Annotated in this window: 19 protein-coding genes; 15 read left to right on the top strand and 4 right to left on the bottom strand. The window is 60.8% G+C overall.

All coding sequences use genetic code 11. The annotated features are described in order from the left end of the window. Together RIN49_RS24040 and RIN49_RS24035 are read left to right on the top strand one after the other, a co-directional pair. Positions 1 to 1,194 carry an NAD(P)/FAD-dependent oxidoreductase gene (locus RIN49_RS24040; protein WP_309122688.1) on the top strand — a complete coding sequence of 398 codons (1,194 nt, stop codon included), beginning with the start codon at positions 1 to 3 and terminating at the stop codon, positions 1,192 to 1,194. A 2-nt stretch (positions 1,195 to 1,196) separates the two neighbouring features. After that, the gene (locus RIN49_RS24035; protein ID WP_309122687.1) at positions 1,197 to 1,460 is read left to right on the top strand and encodes a hypothetical protein; all 264 of its coding nucleotides are present in this window, start codon (positions 1,197 to 1,199) and stop codon (positions 1,458 to 1,460) included. Between the two features lie 71 nt (positions 1,461 to 1,531). Here the strand turns inward: RIN49_RS24035 and hemQ are convergent, their stop codons facing one another. Continuing rightward, the gene (hemQ, locus tag RIN49_RS24030; protein ID WP_309122686.1) at positions 1,532 to 2,278 is read right to left on the bottom strand and encodes a hydrogen peroxide-dependent heme synthase; all 747 of its coding nucleotides are present in this window, start codon (positions 2,276 to 2,278) and stop codon (positions 1,532 to 1,534) included. Positions 2,279 to 2,420: 142 nt separating this feature from the next. Here hemQ and RIN49_RS24025 point away from each other — a divergent pair, with 142 nt between their 5' ends. From RIN49_RS24025 to zapE, 4 genes are all read left to right on the top strand, one after another. Beyond that, on the top strand, positions 2,421 to 2,717 hold the full coding sequence (locus tag RIN49_RS24025) for a YuiB family protein (RefSeq protein ID WP_309122685.1): 297 nt from the start codon (positions 2,421 to 2,423) through the stop codon (positions 2,715 to 2,717). A gap of 101 nt (positions 2,718 to 2,818) precedes the next feature. After that, on the top strand, positions 2,819 to 3,703 hold the full coding sequence (locus RIN49_RS24020) for an alpha/beta fold hydrolase (RefSeq protein ID WP_309122684.1): 885 nt from the start codon (positions 2,819 to 2,821) through the stop codon (positions 3,701 to 3,703). 128 nt (positions 3,704 to 3,831) lie between these two features. Next, positions 3,832 to 5,355: a replication initiation and membrane attachment family protein gene (locus RIN49_RS24015; RefSeq protein WP_309122683.1), complete on the top strand. Its 1,524-nt coding sequence runs from the start codon at positions 3,832 to 3,834 to the stop codon at positions 5,353 to 5,355. 31 nt (positions 5,356 to 5,386) lie between these two features. Next, the gene (zapE, locus tag RIN49_RS24010; protein WP_309122682.1) at positions 5,387 to 6,334 is read left to right on the top strand and encodes an AFG1/ZapE family ATPase; all 948 of its coding nucleotides are present in this window, start codon (positions 5,387 to 5,389) and stop codon (positions 6,332 to 6,334) included. Positions 6,335 to 6,432: 98 nt separating this feature from the next. Here the strand turns inward: zapE and RIN49_RS24005 are convergent, their stop codons facing one another. Then, positions 6,433 to 6,570 (bottom strand): YqzM family protein, encoded by a 138-nt coding sequence (locus RIN49_RS24005; RefSeq protein WP_238392338.1) that lies wholly within the window; start codon positions 6,568 to 6,570, stop codon positions 6,433 to 6,435. Positions 6,571 to 6,742: 172 nt separating this feature from the next. On the opposite strand from RIN49_RS24005, the gene trxA reads away from it, so the two are divergent. The 6 genes from trxA to RIN49_RS23975 all read left to right on the top strand — a co-directional run bounded on the left by trxA (position 6,743) and on the right by RIN49_RS23975 (position 13,152). Further along, positions 6,743 to 7,057, top strand: coding sequence for a thioredoxin (trxA, locus tag RIN49_RS24000; protein WP_238392339.1), 315 nt, complete (start codon positions 6,743 to 6,745; stop codon positions 7,055 to 7,057). 143 nt (positions 7,058 to 7,200) lie between these two features. Further along, positions 7,201 to 9,162: an excinuclease ABC subunit UvrC gene (uvrC, locus tag RIN49_RS23995; RefSeq protein ID WP_309122681.1), complete on the top strand. Its 1,962-nt coding sequence runs from the start codon at positions 7,201 to 7,203 to the stop codon at positions 9,160 to 9,162. 130 nt (positions 9,163 to 9,292) lie between these two features. Continuing rightward, positions 9,293 to 10,717, top strand: a complete 1,425-nt coding sequence (locus RIN49_RS23990; protein ID WP_309122680.1) for a spore germination protein — start codon at positions 9,293 to 9,295, stop codon at positions 10,715 to 10,717. Positions 10,718 to 10,730: 13 nt separating this feature from the next. After that, positions 10,731 to 11,936 (top strand): Ger(x)C family spore germination protein, encoded by a 1,206-nt coding sequence (locus RIN49_RS23985; RefSeq protein WP_309122679.1) that lies wholly within the window; start codon positions 10,731 to 10,733, stop codon positions 11,934 to 11,936. Then, positions 11,933 to 13,024, top strand: coding sequence for a GerAB/ArcD/ProY family transporter (locus RIN49_RS23980; protein WP_309122678.1), 1,092 nt, complete (start codon positions 11,933 to 11,935; stop codon positions 13,022 to 13,024). The genes RIN49_RS23985 and RIN49_RS23980 overlap by 4 nt, the downstream gene beginning before the upstream one ends. Continuing rightward, positions 13,021 to 13,152 carry a hypothetical protein gene (locus RIN49_RS23975; RefSeq protein WP_309122677.1) on the top strand — a complete coding sequence of 44 codons (132 nt, stop codon included), beginning with the start codon at positions 13,021 to 13,023 and terminating at the stop codon, positions 13,150 to 13,152. The genes RIN49_RS23980 and RIN49_RS23975 overlap by 4 nt, the downstream gene beginning before the upstream one ends. Before the next feature lie 72 nt (positions 13,153 to 13,224). Here the strand turns inward: RIN49_RS23975 and RIN49_RS23970 are convergent, their stop codons facing one another. Next, complete coding sequence (locus RIN49_RS23970) at positions 13,225 to 14,913, bottom strand: CPBP family intramembrane glutamic endopeptidase (protein ID WP_309122676.1); 1,689 nt, start codon at positions 14,911 to 14,913, stop codon at positions 13,225 to 13,227. Between the two features lie 47 nt (positions 14,914 to 14,960). Continuing rightward, entirely contained in the window at positions 14,961 to 15,896 is a 936-nt protein-coding gene (locus tag RIN49_RS23965; RefSeq protein WP_309122675.1) for a LysR family transcriptional regulator, read from the bottom strand. 224 nt (positions 15,897 to 16,120) lie between these two features. Here RIN49_RS23965 and RIN49_RS23960 point away from each other — a divergent pair, with 224 nt between their 5' ends. Genes RIN49_RS23960 through sdhB form a run of 3 tightly spaced genes read left to right on the top strand, consistent with a single transcriptional unit; the run spans position 16,121 to position 19,354 of the window. Continuing rightward, positions 16,121 to 16,780 carry a succinate dehydrogenase cytochrome b558 subunit gene (locus RIN49_RS23960; protein WP_309122674.1) on the top strand — a complete coding sequence of 220 codons (660 nt, stop codon included), beginning with the start codon at positions 16,121 to 16,123 and terminating at the stop codon, positions 16,778 to 16,780. A gap of 27 nt (positions 16,781 to 16,807) precedes the next feature. Further along, positions 16,808 to 18,565 (top strand): succinate dehydrogenase flavoprotein subunit, encoded by a 1,758-nt coding sequence (gene sdhA / locus RIN49_RS23955; protein WP_309122673.1) that lies wholly within the window; start codon positions 16,808 to 16,810, stop codon positions 18,563 to 18,565. A gap of 21 nt (positions 18,566 to 18,586) precedes the next feature. Beyond that, positions 18,587 to 19,354 (top strand): succinate dehydrogenase iron-sulfur subunit, encoded by a 768-nt coding sequence (gene sdhB / locus RIN49_RS23950; protein WP_309122672.1) that lies wholly within the window; start codon positions 18,587 to 18,589, stop codon positions 19,352 to 19,354. Positions 19,355 to 19,387 lie beyond the last annotated feature (33 nt).

The following is a 19,387-nucleotide window of genomic DNA, read 5'->3' as shown; positions in this document are numbered from 1 at the left end:
ATGAGCAGAATCCCACGCATCGTTATCCTTGGAGCGGGATACGGCGGCATCGTCACGGCTTTGCGACTGCAGAAAGAGCTCAACTACAACGAGGCGGACGTCACTCTGGTCAACAAGCACGACTATCATTACATCACGACGCATCTCCATATGCCGGCTGCCGGTACGGACGATCCGCAGAATGCGCGGGTTAGCATTCTGAAGCTGATCGACGAATTTAAGATCGACTTCGTCAAGTCCACGGTCGTGCAAATTCGGCCGAACGATAAGAAAGTAATTTTGGAAGACGGCACCTTGTCTTACGATTACTTGGTGATCGGTCTCGGCGGCGAACCGGAGACGTTCGGCATCCCGGGACTCAAGGAGCATGCTCATTTCATTCGAAGCATCAACAGCGTTCGCCTGATCCGCGAGCATATCGAATACCAATTCGCGCGCTTCAAGAAGGAGCCGCATCGCAAAGATTACTTAACGTTCGTCGTCGGCGGCGCGGGCTTCACCGGCATCGAATTCATCGGCGAGCTCGCCGACCGGATTCCGAAGCTGTGCAAGGAATTCGACGTCGATCCGAACCTCGTGAAGATCTATAACGTCGAAGCGGCGCCTACGGCGCTGCCGGGCTTCGATCCGGAGCTCGTTCAATACGCGATGGAAGTGCTTCAGAAGAAGGGCGTTACGTTCAAGATCGGCATCGCGCTGAAGGAATGCACGCCGGATAGCATTACGCTGGCCGACGGCGAAGAAATCAAAACGCAAACCGTCATCTGGACGGGCGGCGTCCGCGGCAACCGTCTGGTCGAGGAAGCAGGCTTCGAAGCGATGCGGGGCCGGATCAAGGTCGACGAATACTTGCGCATTCCGGGTCATGAAGACGTCTACGTCATCGGGGATTGCTCGATCGTCATGAACGAAGAAGGACGTCCGTATCCGCCGACGGCGCAGATGGCCATTCAGCAAGCCGACGTGCTCGCGCATAACCTTGTCGCGTCGATCCGCAACTCGTCGCTGAAGACGTTCAAATACGAAAGCAAGGGCACGGTCGCGTCGCTCGGCAAGAACGAGGCGATCGGCATCGCGATGGGCCGCAAGCTGAAGGGCGGCAGCGCGGCCATGATGAAGAAAATCATCGACCTTCGCTACTTGTACATTATCGGCGGCATTCCGCTCGTGCTGCGCAAGGGGTATTTCAATTAACGATGCGCCATTGCAGCGTGCAAGTGAGAGGATTGCTGACGCGCGACGAGCTGGACCGGTACAACGCGTTAATGGACGTCGGCCACTTCCTTGAATCGCAGCAGCGGTACGACTTGTCGCAGACGATCCAGAAGGAGATCGACCGGCTCATTCAACCGGCCATCGAACGGCTGAAGGAGAAGGGACGGGAACGGGACCGGCGGGACGAAGAGTTTATGCGCCAGATCGAACGACTGCGTTCAGGCGAGGACGACGACGAGGACTGAACCTAAAAAAACCACCCGCGGTACGAGCGTTGCGCTCGGAAGCGGGTGGTTTTTTGCGCATGAACCGGACTTTAAGATTTCAACATCTGAGCGAACTTGTCCGCATCCGTCAGGTTGCCGACGTAGAAGTCGCCGAACTCGCCGAACCGCGCGGACACTTCGTCGAACCGCATCTCGTATACGAGCTTCTTGAACTGGAGCGCGTCGTCGGCGAACAACGTGACGCCCCATTCCCAATCGTCGAAGCCGACCGAGCCGGTAATGATCTGCTTCACCTTGCCGGCGTAGGAGCGGCCGATCATGCCGTGACTGCGCATCATCTCGCGGCGCTCCTCCATCGAGAGCATATACCAGTTGTCGCTGCCGGAACGGCGCTTGTTCATCGGGTAGAAGCAGATGTGCTTCGCCTTCGGCATCGACGGCTTCAAGCGCGCGACGATTTCCGGGCTTTCCATCGGATCGGTGCCGGGCTTCGCCATGTAGTTGCTTAACTCGACGATCGAGACGTAGCTGTGCGCAGGGATCGTCACGTCGGCGAACGACGTCTTATTGAACCGGGTTTCCAGCTCGTTCAGCTCTTCGAGCGTCTCCCGCAGGTGGACGAACACGAAGTCGGCCTTCTGCCCGACGATCGAATAGAAGGCGAAGCTGCCCGTCTTCGTCTCGTCCGCTTGCGCGCACTCGGCGATATAGGTACGCAGCTCGTCCTCCGCCCGGCGCTGCTCGGCCGGCGTCAGCGATTTCCACACGGTCCAATCGATATGGCGAAAATCGTGGAGGGCATACCAGCCGTCCAGCGTTTGTGCTGCTTCGCTCATGAATGAAGTCACTCTCCTTAAGGTTTGTCCTTATTTTACCGAATCGGGAGGACCGGGGCAAACGGGGTCGTTTGACGAGGCCGAACGCGGGCGGTACACTATTGAAAGATTCGGGAATCGCGCAGGAGGCTGTGAAATTCGGATGGTAACTAACATTTTCCAAGTCATCGTGATCGCGGTGTTGGCGTTCGTGCTCATGTTCGGCATCGGCTTCATTCTTAACATGCTGCTCAAGACGACCTGGTTGACGGTATATTTGTACCTCGCGCTCATCGTCGGGCTGTTCGCGTATTTCGGGTGGGGAACGGGCAATCCGTTCGCCAGCTTGCTCGAGTACGGCATGATCGATTGGCTGGCCGTCGCCGGAGGACTGGCGGGCGCGTACGTGAGCGGCGTGACGATCCGCACGCTTCGCGTGAGAGGCTTCAAGATGTTCTAACGTATCGGGAAAATGTGTCGCGTATGGGTCCTCCTCCGCAGGGCATCGTAACGGTATGACCTTCATACTGGCCAGTTACGTCTAAGGAAGGAAGTGGACTCATGCCGAAAGCAAGCGTCAACGGGACGATCCTGCACTACCACGTGCATGGCCGCGGCACGCCGATCGTCTTCATTCATCCGCCGCTGCTGAATCGGGCCGTATTCCGGTACCAAGAGGTGCAGCTGGCGGATCCGTTCCAGGTCGTTACCTTCGACATTCGCGGCCATGGTTTCAGTCCGGCTTCGGAGACGCCGCTCACGTACGCGCTCATCGCGGAAGACATCAAGTCGCTGCTCGATCATTTGAACATTCGGAAGGCGTATCTATGCGGCTATTCGGCGGGAGCCGGAGTCGCGATGCAGACGATGCTGACCTACCCCGATCGCATCCGGGGCGGTATCCTGTTAGGCGCGATGGCCGAGCCGTTCAACTGGGCGGTTAGGGGGCAGCTGGCCGCCGCCTCCGCGCTCGCGAAGCTCGGGATGAAGACGAGCCTTGCGCTCTTGATCGCGAAGGCGAACGCGGACATGGCGGAGACGTTCCACAATTTGTATTACGAGGCCATCCGCGGCGATGTTCGGAACTGGCAGCAATATTACGAAGCGGGCATGAAATTTTCGGTGACGGGGCAACTCGGCAGCATTCAGGCGCCGACGCTGCTCGTGTACGGAGCTCGAGACCGTTCGGCTTACGCTCACGGCATAGAGCTGCATCAGATGATGCCGGATTCGACGCTCGCGCGCATTCCGGACATCCGCCATCACGTGCCGACGAAGGGAATGGACACGTTCCACGATCTCGTGACGAAGTGGATCATGCAGCACGAGCTGCGCGCCGCTTCGAACGGGGAGTCTCATGTGGACAAAAACTTGATCAAGAAGGCGATGGATTACGATCTCCGCATCCCGGACGACGTCCTCGCCGATCACGGCATCATGCGTTAACGCCGTGCCCCGCTCGTCGGGCCCGCCGGATTCTTCGGCGGGCCTTTTATATTTGCCCGCCCGGCGGGCGCGGAATTATGCTACAATGGAGTTTATCGAAACTTGTCGAACAGGAAGGGGAGCGCCGCTTGAAAGTAACGAATCTGTTGCAGCTGACGGAGCATCACCGCTACGTCGTCTCGCGCCGCTTCGGGCTCAGCCCCTTGGATTCACGGCTCTTATGGACGGCATACCAACCGATGATCGGGGGGACGGCCGTCGCTTTATATACTACGCTTTATTCCGCGCTCGCCTCCGACGCCGTCGGAGATTGCGACGCGGGCACGCTCGGGCAGCTGTTTCTCGCCTGCGGCCTGCCGCCGAACGAGCGCGGCCGCAAGCAGCTCGTCGACGAGACGGCGAAGCTCGAGGCGGTCGGGCTGCTGCAAACGTTCCGCCGGATGGACGGCGACGAGGTGGCGGCGTACGAGTTCCGGCTGCAGCCGCCGCTTCGGCCGGATCAATTTTTCGGGGTGCACCACCTGTGGCTGCTGCTCCAGGAGAAGCTCGGGCCGAATGGGGCCGAGGCGGTCCGTCGCTCGTTCGCGGCGGACGGAGGCATCATGGCGCGACCCGCCGATCACGAGACGCTCGAGGACATCTCGGCGCCGTTCTACGAGGTGTTCCGGATGACCGTCGGCGCCGCAGCCTTGGCCGAGGAGCCGACGGAGCTGGTCGAGCCGCCCGCGTCTCAAGCCGGCGGGGAATTCGGCCGCGACGGCTTCCGAGGCGACGAGCTGCTGCGGCGCTTTCCGCGCTCGCATGCGCATCGCCGCGCCATGGAGCGGCTCGTCGCCGATCCGGCGCGGCTGGCGGAGCTGAACTACCACGCCGGCCGGTTCGAGCTGACGCTCAAGCAGACCGTGTCGCTGCTCGACGAGGACGGCATGTTCGCCGCGAACGGGGAATGGGTCGCGGATCGGTTCCAAGCGCGGGCGGCGGAAGTGTACCGCGGCTCGAACGAGCAGGCGATGCGCAAGGAGCGGACGACGCATAAACAGGCGGTCGCGCGCGAGAGCGAGGCGTCGGCCGCGGCGTCGGCGCTTGCCGCGGAGCGCGACGTCTCGGCGCCGTATTGGCTCGAGGTGCCGGAGCAGTTCCAAGGGCAATGCGATGTCCGGCAGTATAACGCGATGCTCGCGAATTCGCCGTACACGCGCGTGCTGAAGATGTTCTTCCAGCCGTCGGCCGTGCCGACCGCGGTGGAGGAAGCGTTCCTCACGATGAAGGTCAACTACCAGCTGCCCGACGAAGTGCTTAACGTCATGATCCACTATATTCGTGCGAACGACTTGGATTGGAAGCGCAATTATTTGGATGCGATCGCGGGGAACGTCGCGGGCAAGCGCATTCGCTCGTTCGAGAACGCGGTCACGTATTTCCGGAAGGCGGAGCAGTCGCGCGCTAGCGCCGGCGCGGCCGGCCGGACCGGCGAAGCGGGGAGCGCGGGGGCCGGCGCGGCGCCGCAGCGTGCGCCGCAGGCGCGCCGCGGGCGGCCGCCCGGGACGGCGAAGCCGGTCATTCCGGTCGCGAAATCTTCGGACACGCCGGAGGCGACCGAAGAAGATATCATGAGAATGATGGAGATGGCCAAGCGGCTGACGAACGGATAATTTACTTACTTGTCGGGAGGAGAGGTAGCGGATGGAGTCCATGGGGAGATGGCTCGGGGCCGCGTCGGGGATCGGGGAAGCGGACTGGAAGCGGCAGCAGATGAAGGTGCTCAACGACGCGGTCGTCGCCGAGTGGGTGGCGGGGCATCCGGAGTTGGAGCGCGAGGCGTTGACGAAGAACGTGACGCGGCTGTATCAATACGCGAAGGAAGCGAAAGAATGCGCCCGCTGCCCGGGGCTCGAACGATGCCCTAACGATATGCCGGGGCATTACACGAAGCTCGTCGTCACCGGCGCCGGAGCGGAGGCGAGCATCGCGGATTACAAGGTGCCTTGTTCCTTGCAGTCGACGAAGTCCGCGCAGGATTCGGTCCGATCCCGCATCCAAAGCTTCTACGTCGACGAGAAGGCGCTCAATCGCGAATATTCTCCGGCGGAGATCATCTCGCGGGATATGCGGCGGGCGTCGGCGGTCGAAGCGGTCATGAAATACGTGCTGCGTACGAAGGACGAAGGGCTTCAGCCGAACGGGTTGTATTTGATGGGCGACTTCGGCACGGGCAAGACGTTCCTGGCGAGTTACCTGCTATACGAGCTGGCGAAGCTGGGTCTGACGGGCGTGATCGTCTACACCCCGGACTTCGTCGAGGACTTGAAGTCGATGTTCGGCGATCCGCAGAAGCTGAAGGATACGATCGACCTGCTGAAGGAAACCGATTTGCTCGTCTTCGACGACATCGGCGCGGAGCATCTGAACGCTTGGACGCGCGATCACGTGCTCGGGACGATTTTGAATTACCGCATGAACCGCAAGCCGACGTTCTACACGTCGAACCACGATTTGAACGGGCTGCAGCGCCACTTAAGCTTTACGACGCGCGAGGGCGAGGACGAGTACCGGGGACAGCGCATCATGGACCGGATCCGTCCGTTCGTCGAGGTGATCGAGGTCGCGGGGCGCAACCAGCGAGGGACGTAAGGGACATTTTCCCGAAATGTAAAACGGATCGCAACGAAAAAACGCCCGACCTTCGCGACATTCGCGAAGCGTCAGGCGTTCGTTGTTTGTATCGTCGATTAGCGCGTCATCACTTGAATGACCGTGGCTGCGACGGCGATGACCAGCATGAGGCCGAACATGCCCAGGAAGCCGACGCCGACGTCGAGCAAGTCGTTGCGCGGTTCTTCGTTCACGTGCTGTCTCGGGTCGTTCATCTTACATCCCCCTTTAGATTCCATGTCAACAGTATAGAAAAACGAACGTCCATTGTAAAGCGTCAAGGATGTGACAATACTAAGAAGGTTCCGGCGGCGTTAGGACGGCGGCAAGAAATGTGGTATACTTTGCATGTTGACTTATTCTCGCATGAGGGAGGTACAAATTCGTATGGCAATCGTGAACGTAAGCGACGATTCCTTCAAGACCGAGGTCGAGGGAACGGGTACGGTGCTCGTAGATTTCTGGGCGCCTTGGTGCGGACCTTGCAAGATGATCGCTCCGGTGCTCGAAGAGCTCGATAAAGAGTTGGGCAGCTTGAAGATCGCTAAGGTAAACGTCGACGACAATCCGGAATCCGCGGGCCGCTTCGGCGTGATGAGCATTCCGACGCTGATCGTGTTCAAGAACGGCGAGCCGGTCGACAAGGTCGTCGGCTTCCAGTCGAAGGACGCACTGAAGAACGTCGTCAGCCGTCATATGTAAGGTTCCTACAACCCTCTCCCGTTTATGCGGGGGAGGGTTTTTCGCGCCGTTTTTTTCCTGAGCGGACCCGTTTGTTCGGCGGACGATTTCGTGTACAATCGTATGAGGGGAACAGGAGTGCGCAGGAGAGGATGGACGGCCGCATGGAACAAGGTACGAACCGGGACCGGGAGAAGGAGCTCGAAGCGATCCGCCATAAGCTGGCGCTGCTTCCGGACAAACCGGGCTGCTATTTAATGAAAAACAACGAAGGCACGATCATCTACGTCGGCAAGGCGAAGGTGCTGAAAAACCGGGTCCGCTCGTACTTCACGGGCAGCCACTCGGCGAAGACGCACCGTCTGGTCGCGGACATCGTCGACTTCGAATATATCGTCACCGCGAACAACGTGGAGGCGCTGCTGCTCGAGTGCAATCTGATCAAGAAGCACAGTCCGAAGTACAACGTGCTGCTGAAGGACGACAAGTCGTTCCCGTATTTGAAAATCACGAACGAAGCGCATCCGCGGCTCGAAGTGACGCGGCGCGTCGTCAAAGACAAGGCGAAATATTTCGGACCGTATCCGAACGCGTTCGCCGCCCAGCAGACGAAGAAGCTGCTCGATCGGCTGTATCCGCTGCGCAAGTGCAAGACGCTGCCGGATAAAGTGTGCTTGTACTATCATATCGGCCAATGCGTGGCGCCCTGCGAGTACCCGGTCGAGAAGGCGGAATACGAGCGCATGGTCGGGGAAATTACGCGCTTCCTGAACGGGGGGCACGACGCGATCAAGGACGAGCTGCAGGAGAAGATGGCCGCCGCGGCGGAGGAGCTCAATTTCGAGCGGGCGCGGGAGCTGCGGGACATGATCGCGGCGATCGACGCGCTGATGGAGAAGCAGACGATCACGGCCGCCGCGGGCGTGGACCGCGACGTGTTCGGGTACGCCGTGGACAAGGGCTGGATGTGCGTGCAGATCATGTACGTGCGGCAAGGGAAAATGATCGAACGCCGCGCTTCGGCGTTCCCTTATTACGGCGAGGCGTACGACGATTTCATGACGTACGTGACGCAATATTACAGCGACAACCCGGCGCTGCCGAAGGAAGTGCTGCTGCCGGGTCCCCCTGCGGAAGGAGCGGTCGGCGCGGAAGCCGGCGTCGAGGGCGCGGCCGCGGAGTCCGCAGGCGAACAAGGCGATGCGGGCGGCGACTTGGCGACCGCGCTGGAGTCTTGGCTGAAGGTGAAGGTGCTGCTGCCGCAGCGAGGCGACAAGAAGAAGATGCTCGAGATGGCGGCCGACAACGCGCGCGTGACGCTCGAGGAGAAGTTCCGCTTGATCGAGCGGGACGAGGAGCGCACCGTCAAGGCGGTGGAAGGGCTTGCCGAGTGGCTCGGCGCGGATCGCATCCATCGCATCGAGGCGTTCGACAACTCGAACATCCAGGGGGCCGATCCGGTGTCGGCGATGGTCGTCTTCACGGACGGCAAGCCGGACCGCAAGGAATACCGCAAGTATAAGATCAAGACGGTCGTCGGTCCCGACGATTACGCGACGATGCGCGAGGTCATCCGCCGCCGCTACGAGCGCGTGCTGCGCGACGGGTTGACGCTGCCGGACCTGATCGTGGTCGACGGCGGCAAGGGACAGATCGCGGCGGCCGTCGACGTGCTCGAGAACGAGCTTGGCTTGTTCGTGCCGGTATGCGGCCTCGTGAAGGACGCGAAGCATAAGACGGCGCAGCTGATGGTTGGCGATCCGCCGACGCCGGTGCCGATGCGTCGCGACAGCCAGGAGTTTTACCTGCTGCAGCGCATTCAGGAGGAAGTGCACCGATTCGCGATTACGTTCCATCGGGATACGCGGTCGAAGCGGTCGTTCGCTTCTCAGCTGGACGACATTCCGGGCATCGGCGAGAAGCGGAAGAAGCAGCTGCTCAAGCACTTCGGCAGCGTGAAGGCGATGCGCGAAGCCGACGTGGAGGCGTTCCGCCCGCTCGGCTTCGGCGACAAGCTGGCGCAAAGCATCGTGGACGCGCTGCGCGGACCGACGCCGGCCGAAGAAGAGACGGCGGCGGAAGCGGAGCTCGAAGCGGAAGCCGAATCGGAGCAGCAAGCGGAATAAGAAGCAGGGGACCGCTCGACGGCGGCCTCCTGCTTTTTCATTTTCTCGTTCGCCTCTGCATGATCGATCGCCGAATATGGGAAAAGTATACGGTAAGATCAGGTCCGAACAGAGGAGGCGCCTGTCGCCGATGAATGCATACGCCGACAATGTAGCCTACTTCCGCCGAGTGTTCGATCGATGCGAAGACGTGATATTCAGATCCGTCCGCGCGGGCGGGCGGATCGAAGCGACGATCGTCTTTACCCAAGCGATGTCGAGCGATCTGCGGATCGAGAGGAACGTGCTGCTGCCGTTGATGCGAACCGTCGCGCCTTCCCCGCACGACCCGGACCGCCGGCTCGAATGGCTCGTGTCCGAGGCGCTCCCCGCGGAAGAGATCGTCGTGCAAAGCGACCGGGAACGCGCGACGGAGTCGGTCTTGGCCGGCTATGTCATGCTGCTCGTCGATGGAGTGAACCCCGCGCTGCTCATCGGGCTGGCGGCGTACCCCGCGCGGTCCGTCGAGGAGCCCGCGAGCGAACCCGCCATTCGAGGATCGCGGGACGGCTTTACCGAGAGCTTGCAAACGAACATTTCGCTCATTCGACGAAGGCTGAAGACGCCCGCGCTGAAGATCGAATCGCGCCATGCCGGCAAGCTGACGAAAACCGCGCTTTCCGTATTGTATCTGGAAGGGATCGCCTCGTCCGCCCTCGTGGAAGAGGTGAAGTCGCGGCTGGATGAAATTCGTCTGGACGCGATCCTGGAAAGCGGAGCGGTCGAAGAGCTGATCAAGGAGCGGCGGAAGACCGTATTTCCCCAACTGCATGCGACCGAACGTCCGGATCGGGCGTCGGCCGCTTTGGCGGAAGGGCGCGTATTGATTTTGGTGGACAATTCGCCGTTCGGCTTGGTGGCGCCCGGTCTGGCCCTGGAGATGCTCCAAGCGTCCGAGGATTACAGTCAACATTACATCGTGGCGTCGGCGACGCGCTGGCTTCGCTATTGGCTGGCGTTCAGCGCCTTGGTGTTCCCTTCGCTGTACATCGCCATCACGACCATGCATCAGGAGATGCTGCCTACGAATCTGCTGCTCAGTATCGCTTCCTCCAGGGAAGCTGTGCCGTTCCCCGCGATCGTGGAAGCGTTCATTATGGAGATGGCCTTCGAAGGACTGCGGGAGGCGGGCGTGCGGCTGCCGAGGCCCGTCGGCCAAGCCGTCAGCATCGTCGGCGCTCTCGTCATCGGCCAAGCCGCCGTTCAAGCCGGTCTCGTGTCCGCTTCGCTCGTCATCGTCGTGTCGTTCACCGGAATCGCTTCGTTCATTTTTCCTTCGTACAGCTTCGGCTTGGCCGTTCGGCTGCTGCGATTCCCGCTTATGATCGTGGCGGGGCTCCTCGGGTTGTACGGGATCGTCTTGTTTTTGCTGGCGCTCCTTATTCATCTTGCGAAGATGAAGTCGTTCGGCGTCCCTTATTTATCCCCGGCGGCGCCGCTGAACTTGGAAGGCATCAAGGACGTTCTCATGCGCAGGTCTTGGATCGGTTGGAACAAGGGACGGAAAGCGCCGTAATGGGGGAATGCGCGTGAATTCGAACGTTCCGACGTCTTCGCCGGGAGGTCGGAGGCGGTGGCTGCTGTTGCTGCTGCTTCCGATCATCACGGGATGCTGGGGACGGCAAGAGGTGAACGATATCGGGATCGTGACCGCTACGGCCGTGGACCGCGCGGATAACGGCGCCATCGAAGTGACGCTGCTGCTCGCGGTCCCGCGACTGGTGGGCACGTCCTCCATGGCCGGGGGCGGCGGCGAAAGCAAGATGGAGACGACGGCGGGGTGGGTCGTCTCGGCCGACGGCGAGACGGTGATGGACGCCTTCCGCAACATTCAAGCGAAGCTGCCGCGAACGATCTATTTCTCGCATAACCGCGTCCTCGTGTTAGGCGAGCGGCTGGCGAAAGAAGGGATCGATCCCTTGCTCGACGTTTTCCAGCGCAATCGGCAGTCGCAGATGAACAGCTTTGTCCTCGTAGCCGAACATCCGACCGATATTTTGCGGTTCAAGCCCAAATTCGAGAAGTTGTCCTCCGAAATCCTAGAAGAGGAAATCGTGAGAGGGGTCGGGACGAACGTGCGGCTCGTAGAGTTTCTTGCGATGTTGCACGCGGAGGGGCAAGAAGCGTATGCGCCCGTCGTCGAATGGATTCGGTCGACGGAGAAGAAAGAGAGTTCGAACCTCCGGGCGACGGTGAAGACGGCTGTCTTCCGAGGCGATCGCCTCGTCGGTATGCTCGGCGACGAAGCGACGAGAGGCCTCATCTGGCTTCGGAACGAGGTGAGGGACGGCGTGATCACGATTCAGGTCCCGGAAAGTTACGGCGGCGGGAAGATCAGCGCCGAAATCAAATCCGCCTCGACGCGCTTTCGTCCGTCCGTTCGAGACGGCCGGGTTCGGATCCGAATCGAAACCGAGGCGACGTTGGATATTGCGGAGAACGCGTCGAAAATGGATGTCGAACGACATTTGGATACCGTCGAGACTTACTTCGAACGCGACCTGGAGGAGCGCCTTCGCGCTCTGGTAGACAAAGCGCAGAAGCAACTGCATACGGACATCGTCGGCTTCGGACAGAGTTTGTACCGGAACGATCCGCAGCGTTGGCGCCAAGCGTATGCGGAACGGTGGGGGGAGACGTTCCCGAACGTACGCGCGGACATCTCCGTAACCGTGAAAGTGTTGAATACAGGCCTGGTAGGGAAAAACGTGGACATGTGGGAGGGGGGGCAATGACCGGTTACCAATTATTTTCGATCATGGTGTTGTTCCAGTTAGGCACGACGGTGATTTTCGGCTTCGAGGCGGGGGCGGGCCGGGACGCATGGATCACCGCCGCCGGCTCCGCCCTTCTAGGCAGCGTCCTCATCGCGGGCTACGCGGGCATTACGCGGTTGACCGGCTACGTCTCTCTGGTGCAATGGTTTCGCCGCGGCTTCGGTCCCTGGCTCGGCGTTCCGCTGGCATGGCTGTACCCTCTCCTGTTCATCTATGACGCCGCTCGAATTTTGACCGATTTGGAATTTCTCGTGCCGCTGACGCTGCTGCCGGCCACGCCTCCCTGGTTTTTTCTACCGGCGATTTTAGCGGTAGCGTTGTATTTAATGTTTTCGGGGGTGGAGGTGTTAGGCCGCATCGCCGGCGTCCTGCTCCCCTTACTTGTGGTGTTCAGCTTGCTGGAGGCCGTGCTGCTGATCGCTTCGAAGAGCGTGCATACGGAATATTTCCTTCCGATTCTCGGCGAAGGCTGGGGCAGGGTGTTCGCCGGGATATGGCCGCTCGGCATTACGCAGACGTACGGGGAGAGCATCGAGATGGCCGTCTTCTGGCATCTGCTGAACAAGAAGGGGCGGCTTCCGGCCGTCGGCATCGCGGCGACGTTGTCCGCCGGCATGATTATCGTCTTGTTCGACGCGCTCGGGATCGCCGCGATGGGCGAGCATCTATTTATGGAGATGATCTTCCCTACGTTTACGATTTTGAACTTGTCCAGCGTGGCGGGATTTTTAGAAAATCTGAACGCCCTTGGCGCTATGTATTTCTTATGCACGTCGTTCGTGAAAATGGCGGTCCACTTGATCGCGGCCGCGTTGTGCATCCAGGAATTAACCGCGGCCGCGAACAGCGGCGCCGCGGTCTGGTTGTCGGCGGGTTCCGCGTTCTTCGTCTCGTTAACGATGGCGGACAATTTCTCGGAGCATCTGAAAGCGGGGTTGGAGCAGCTGCCGCACGTGTTATGGGTTCCGATGTTTCTTGTTCTGCCGGCCGCCGCCGGGGCTGCCGTCTGGTTCGGCATGCGGTTCCGGAAAGCGGCGTACCGATGAACGTCGTCTTCCCTTGGGAGTCCGCCGCCATGATCGAGTCGCCATGGATGATGCAATGCGCGATCGTCGGCGCCGCCTTCGCCTTGTCGATCTTGACATGGGTTCAAGAACGAAGGCGGAAAAAGTAAAACCTCCTGTCCCTTCCGCCGTCGACGCTCGGTTGCCGAGCGGCGACCGGGGGCAACGTAGGGGGGTTTTGCCTAGCCGGCCCGCGCCGCCCGGCGGGCCCCCCCACCACTGTTCACGTAGAGTGCTATAAGCGCCGGCGTCGTCAGGTAGAAGGCGAAAGCGGCGAAGCCGCCCGCCGTCGGCGCGGAGGAGACGACGGAAATGCCGAACCAGATCAAGTCGACGACCGCGTGCGCGAAGACGGCGGCCAGGAAGCCGTGCCTCAGAAAGATGAAGGCGAACAGCAAGCCGAGCGCCGTCACCTCCGCGAATCGCGTGTAATACGGATAAATCGGGTACTGGACGTGTCCGAGCGCCCAGACCATGCTGCTGATCAGGATGGCGCCGACAAGCGCGACGGCGCCCACGGTCCGCTTGGACGCGCCGAGCGGCTTCAACGCCCAAGACAGCGGCCAGGCGAACAGCCGCTTCAGCGCCGCAATGGCGAAGAGCCGATACACGGCTTCTTCGGAGACGGCCGCGCACCAGGCGAGCAGCGGCGCGAGCAGCGGATACGCCATGTTGTTGGGCGAGCTGAGCGCGTCGATCGTGTACCAGGTGCGGAAGCCTTGCTCCGCGAACAAAAACAGGATCGACTGCACGCCGAGCAGAATCGGCGCGTACAAGTAACCGAGCTTCACCGCGTTCGCGACGTGCGAGCCGTATCCGGCGTCTTCGGGCTGCGGCCACAGCCGGTAGCCCTGCCGCGCGGCGAGCGTATCGCCGGCGACGGCGCTGAAGTAGAGGCCGATCGCCATGGCCAGCGTCAGCGCGTTGGTAACGACGAGTCCGCCGATCATGCCCGCGATCGCGCCGGCGCCGTCCAGCTCGGAGAGGGCGGCGTAGTCTCCGCCGTTCAGAAGATCGAGCATCGTCGCCTTGAGGCCGGGGTACATGTTCACGTTCATCGCGCAATAGAACACGCCGAAGACGAGCGCCATCAAGACGCCGCGATTCCAACGGACGGAGCCGGCCTGCGCGAGCGCATAGATGAAGGCGGCGAATTGCAGGACGCCGCTGAGCAGCAGCCCGATCAGACCGAGCGCGGACGACTTGGCGTCTTGGTCCGCGATGCGGGAAGCGTACGATTCGGGCACGATCCAACGCACCGTGAAGGCGGTCGCTCCCAGCTCGTCGGCCCGCACGGACACCTCCGCGGACGCTTCGCCGAACGCCGGGTCCGAGAGCGCGTAGGCCGCCTCGCCGACGTCCTCGTCCGCCCGGAGCAGCTCCGGCTCGGCGCCCGTCCAGCCGAGGTCCGCGAGCGTCCGTCGGCCGATCGCTTCCAGCTCGCCCCTGGCGACCGGTTCGCCGGCGATCGCCAGACTCCATTCGGTCGCCTTACCGGTGTACGGATTAACGTCGACCCAGTGCTTCGCCCCGCTCCCGACGTCTTCCACTTCGACGCGGTACGCCTCTAACGGAAGCGTCCCGGACCACCGTCGCTGCACGTCCGCGATCGTCTCGGCCTCGTAGAAATACCCGAAGACGTCCCGGTCGGCGGCATACATCGCGAACGAACGGAACTCCGCGCCGGCGTCCCCGACCCGCGACCGAACATACGCTTCCGCGACCCGCTCGGCTTCCGAACGATCGACGACGTGCGTCGTCGCGCTCGGATCGTCGCCCGCGGCCATCGGGACGACGTTCGTCGCAAGAAAGACGAGGAGTCCGACCGCCGAAGCGATCCATAACGACTTTGCGATTTTCGAAATTGGCATGATTTCGCTCCCAACATTTATGTACATACTGAAAGATAGACGTCGTTTTATTTTATCATAGGCGCACGGAACGATTCATGCGTGGTCGCCGAGCCCCACAGCTTCGTCTGCTGCGCGAGCTCGATCAGCTGAGCGGCCGCCGGCGTCAGCGGACCGTGCTTCGAATACAGCAGCGACGTCGTTCGGGTGAAGTGGGCGATGTCGGGAATGTGCCGCACGACGACCGCGTCGTCGGCGGCGACGCTGCTGCGGAGATACGACTGCGGAAGCAGCGTGGCGAGATTGCAGGCGGAGACGAGGCGAACGATCACCTCGAACGAATCGATCTCCATCTTGACGTCCGGCACGACGCCGCTCGCGGCGAGCAGCTCGTCGGTCAACACCCGGTACCACGTCCCTTGGGAAAATAAAATCATCGGCAGCCGTTCCAAGTCGCCGATCGACAGCTCGGCCTTGGCGCCGAGCGGGTGGAAGGCGGGCAGAACGAGCGACAGGTGGTCGTCGAACAGCGGCACGCAGACGGTGTCCGCAGTGTCGACGGCGGAGGCGACGAGGCCGACGTCGCACTTCTTCTCCTTCACGAGCGTGACGATCTCGTGGGTTTTGCCGGTGACGGCATGAATGTCGACGTCGGGCGCGTGGCGCGTGAACGCGGCGATAAGATCGGGCAGCGTGGATTGCAGCGTGGTGAGGCTCGCGCCGAGCGTCAGGCGGCCTCGGTTGGCCGAGTTGAATTCGCCGAGCGTCTGAAGAAACCGTCCCTGCAGCTGGCGCATCTCGACGGCGAATTCGTAGCTGATCTGGCCGACGCGCGTCAGCTCGAGCCGCTTGCCGCGCCGATGAAACAGCTTGACGCCGAGATCCTCCTCGAGCGACGAAATTTTGCGCGAGAGCGCCGGCTGGCTAATATTGAGCGCCTGCGACGCTTTGTTGACGCTGCGATGCTCGACGACGGCGGCGAGTGCGATCATCTGGTCGTACATCGAATAGACACCTCCAATAGAGAGCTTATGCAGAATAGGTATTATTCATTATAATAAATCGGCACTTCCATTATAAGAGGCGGAGTTGTATCATTTACAATGTGAAACTTTTTTGAACGGACGGTGCCGACCGTATTGACGGGCTTATCCCGCGAGAGTAGAATTGTGTACGGTTTGTCACAAGGGGATGGAACGGCGATTTCAATCAGGGAGGAACAAGGAACATGAAAGGAAATTCGTATTTGCACCGGAAGATCCACTCCTTATTAGGCGTGCTTCCGCTCGGAGGATTTTTCGTAGAGCACTTGCTCACGAATTACGCGGCGTTCCAAGGCGGACAAGAACGGTTCTTAGAACATGTTCATTGGATTCACAGCTTGCCGCTCGTGCTCTTGCTCGAGATCGCGCTCATCTGGCTGCCGCTGCTGTATCATGGCGTGTACGGCTTGTACGTCGCGTACCAGTCCCGCAACAACGTCGGCAATTACGGCTACGTTCGCAACTGGGCGTTCGCGGCGCAGCGCGTCACCGGCGTGGTGACGTTCGTCTTCGTCGTCTGGCATATCTGGAACACACGCGTGCAGATTTCGCTCGGCACGGTCGAGCAGGACGCCATCGGCGTTCACATGCACGAGATCGCGTCCAACCCGGTCTACTACTGGATTTACATCGTCTGTATCGTAGCGGCGGTATTCCACTTCTGCAATGGTCTATGGTCCTTCCTCGTGTCCTGGGGCATCACGGTCGGCCCTCGCGCGCAGCGCTTCTCGTCGTACGCGACGATGGGTCTCTTCGTGCTCATGAGCATCATGTTTATTCTGTCGCTTAACGCATTCTTGGACGAATCTTTCGCGGAGCCGATCGCCTCTGCGTTAAACCAATAAAATCGGCGAGGAGTGAACGGTAACATTATGGCGAACCAAAACATCATCGTCGTCGGCGGCGGTCTCGCCGGCCTGATGGCAACCATTAAAGCGGCGGAGGCAGGCCAGCACGTCGACCTGTTTTCGCTCGTACCGGTCAAGCGCTCGCACTCGGTGTGCGCGCAGGGCGGCATCAACGGCGCGGTCAATACGAAGGGCGAAGGAGACTCCCCGTGGGAGCACTTCGACGATACGATCTACGGCGGCGACTTCCTCGCGAACCAGCCTCCGGTCAAGGCGATGTGCGAAGCCGCGCCGGGCATCATTCACTTGATGGACCGGATGGGCGTTATGTTCAACCGGACGCCGGAAGGCTTGCTCGACTTCCGTCGATTCGGCGGCACGAAGCATCACCGGACGGCGTTCGCGGGCGCGACGACGGGCCAACAGCTGCTGTACGCGCTCGACGAGCAAGTGCGCCGCTGGGAAGTGGCGGGCCTCGTTACGAAGTACGAGCACTGGGAGTTCCTCGGCGCGGTCGTCGACGAAGAAGGCGTCTGCCGCGGCATCTCCGCGCAGGATCTGCGCTCGATGGAAGTGCACACGTTTAAGGCGGACGCGGTTATTCTCGCGACGGGCGGCCCGGGGATCATTTTCGGCAAGTCGACGAACTCGGTCATCAACACCGGTACCGCGGCGAGCGCCGTGTATCAGCAGGGCGTTCACTACGCGAACGGCGAGTTCATTCAGATTCACCCGACGGCCATTCCGGGCGACGACAAGCTGCGCCTCATGTCCGAGTCGGCGCGCGGCGAAGGCGGGCGCATCTGGACGTACGACAAGGACGGCAAACCGTGGTACTTCCTTGAGGAGAAGTATCCGGCGTACGGCAACCTCGTGCCTCGGGACATCGCGACGCGCGAAATTTTCCATGTTTGCGTAGACTTGAAGCTCGGCGTCAACGGCGAGAACATGGTGTACCTCGACCTATCGCATAAGGATCCGAAGGAGCTGGACGTGAAGCTCGGGGGCATCATCGAAATTTACGAGAAGTTCATGGGCGACGACCCGCGGAAAATTCCGATGAAGATTTTCCCGGCGGTTCACTACTCCATGGGCGGCATGTGGGTCGACTACAATCAAATGACGAACATTCCGGGCCTCTTCGCGGCGGGCGAGTGCGAGTACCAGTACCACGGCGCGAACCGTCTCGGCGCGAACTCGCTTCTGTCGGCGATTTACGGCGGCATGATGGCGGGTCCGAAAGCGGTCGAATATATCAAAGGCTTGAAGAAAGCTTCGGCGGACGTGGACGAGCGGGTATACAGCTCCGAGAAGAAGCGCCAAACGGAGAAATACGAGTCGATCCTCGGCATGACGAAGGGCAACGAGAACCCGTACGTGTTGCATAAGGAGCTCGGCGAGTGGATGGTCGACAACATGACGGTCGTCCGCTTCAACAAGAAGCTGCAGGACACGGACAATAAAATCCAAGAGCTTATGCAGCGTTACCAGAACATCAACGTCAACGATACGGCGAAGTGGAGCAACCAAGCGGTGTCGTTCACGCGTCAGCTGTGGAACATGTTCGAGCTCGCGCGCGTCATGACGCTGGGCGCCCTGCAGCGGAACGAAAGCCGCGGCGCGCATTACAAGCCGGAATTCCCGGAACGCGACGACGAAAACTTCATGAAGACGACGATCGCGAAGTACACGAAGAACGGCCCGGAGATTTCCTACGAGGATATCGACGTTTCGCTCATCGCGCCGCGGAAGCGCGACTATACTTCGGATAAGAAAAAATAAAAAAGGAAGGGTGCTAACGCGATGTCTACGACTGTGGCGAACGACAAGAAGACGGTCAAGTTTATCGTGACGCGTCAAGATACGCCGGATTCCCCTTCGTACACGGAGGAATTCGAAGTTCCGTACCGCCCGAACATGAACGTCATCAGCGGGCTGATGGAAGTGCAACGCAACCCGGTGAACGCGAAGGGCGAGATGACGGCCCCGGTGTGCTGGGAGTCGAACTGCCTGGAGGAAGTGTGCGGCGCTTGTTCGATGGTCATTAACGGCAAGCCGCGTCAGGCGTGCTCCGCGCTGATCGACCAGCTCGAGCAGCCGGTGCGCCTCGCGCCGATGAAGACGTTCCCGGTCATGCGGGACCTCGTCACCGACCGCGGCAGCATGTTCAACGCGCTGAAGCGCGTGAAGGCGTGGATTCCGATCGACGGCACGTACGATCTCGGACCGGGTCCGCGGATGGCGGAAGCGAAGCGCCAATGGGCGTACGAGCTGTCCAAGTGCATGACGTGCGGCGTATGCCTCGAGGCGTGCCCGAACGTCAACGACCGGAACGACTTCATCGGCCCGCAGCCGATCTCGCAGGTGCGCTTGTTCAATGCGCATCCGACGGGCGAAATGAACGCGGAGGAGCGTCTCGAAGCGCTCATGCATGACGGTGGCATCGAAGGCTGCGGCAACTCGCAGAACTGCGTGCAATCTTGCCCGAAGGGCATTCCGCTGACGACGTCGATCGCCGCGATCAACCGCGACACGACGAAGCTGTTGTTCAAGAAGTGGCTTAGCCAATAAGCATATAGAAGCGGGGCCCCCCGGGGGAATCAG

Source organism: Paenibacillus sp. (assembly GCF_031177825.1).
Classification (GTDB): domain Bacteria; phylum Bacillota; class Bacilli; order Paenibacillales; family YIM-B00363; genus Paenibacillus_AE.
The sequence above is the reverse complement of the archived record's forward strand: the minus strand, read 5'-3'. Positions and strand labels throughout refer to the sequence as shown.

Coding starts and splice junctions, on each gene's coding strand:
- zapE (WP_309122682.1), top strand. CDS start 5,387: ATGGAGTCCATGGGGAGATGGCTCGGGGCCGCGTCGGGGATCGGGGAA.
- hemQ (WP_309122686.1), bottom strand. CDS start 2,278: ATGAGCGAAGCAGCACAAACGCTGGACGGCTGGTATGCCCTCCACGAT.
- RIN49_RS23965 (WP_309122675.1), bottom strand. CDS start 15,896: ATGTACGACCAGATGATCGCACTCGCCGCCGTCGTCGAGCATCGCAGC.
- uvrC (WP_309122681.1), top strand. CDS start 7,201: ATGGAACAAGGTACGAACCGGGACCGGGAGAAGGAGCTCGAAGCGATC.
- RIN49_RS23980 (WP_309122678.1), top strand. CDS start 11,933: ATGACCGGTTACCAATTATTTTCGATCATGGTGTTGTTCCAGTTAGGC.
- sdhB (WP_309122672.1), top strand. CDS start 18,587: ATGTCTACGACTGTGGCGAACGACAAGAAGACGGTCAAGTTTATCGTG.
- sdhA (WP_309122673.1), top strand. CDS start 16,808: ATGGCGAACCAAAACATCATCGTCGTCGGCGGCGGTCTCGCCGGCCTG.
- trxA (WP_238392339.1), top strand. CDS start 6,743: ATGGCAATCGTGAACGTAAGCGACGATTCCTTCAAGACCGAGGTCGAG.
- RIN49_RS24035 (WP_309122687.1), top strand. CDS start 1,197: ATGCGCCATTGCAGCGTGCAAGTGAGAGGATTGCTGACGCGCGACGAG.
- RIN49_RS23975 (WP_309122677.1), top strand. CDS start 13,021: ATGAACGTCGTCTTCCCTTGGGAGTCCGCCGCCATGATCGAGTCGCCA.
- RIN49_RS24005 (WP_238392338.1), bottom strand. CDS start 6,570: ATGAACGACCCGAGACAGCACGTGAACGAAGAACCGCGCAACGACTTG.
- RIN49_RS23970 (WP_309122676.1), bottom strand. CDS start 14,913: ATGCCAATTTCGAAAATCGCAAAGTCGTTATGGATCGCTTCGGCGGTC.
- RIN49_RS24040 (WP_309122688.1), top strand. CDS start 1: ATGAGCAGAATCCCACGCATCGTTATCCTTGGAGCGGGATACGGCGGC.
- RIN49_RS24020 (WP_309122684.1), top strand. CDS start 2,819: ATGCCGAAAGCAAGCGTCAACGGGACGATCCTGCACTACCACGTGCAT.
- RIN49_RS23990 (WP_309122680.1), top strand. CDS start 9,293: ATGAATGCATACGCCGACAATGTAGCCTACTTCCGCCGAGTGTTCGAT.
- RIN49_RS23960 (WP_309122674.1), top strand. CDS start 16,121: ATGAAAGGAAATTCGTATTTGCACCGGAAGATCCACTCCTTATTAGGC.
- RIN49_RS24025 (WP_309122685.1), top strand. CDS start 2,421: ATGGTAACTAACATTTTCCAAGTCATCGTGATCGCGGTGTTGGCGTTC.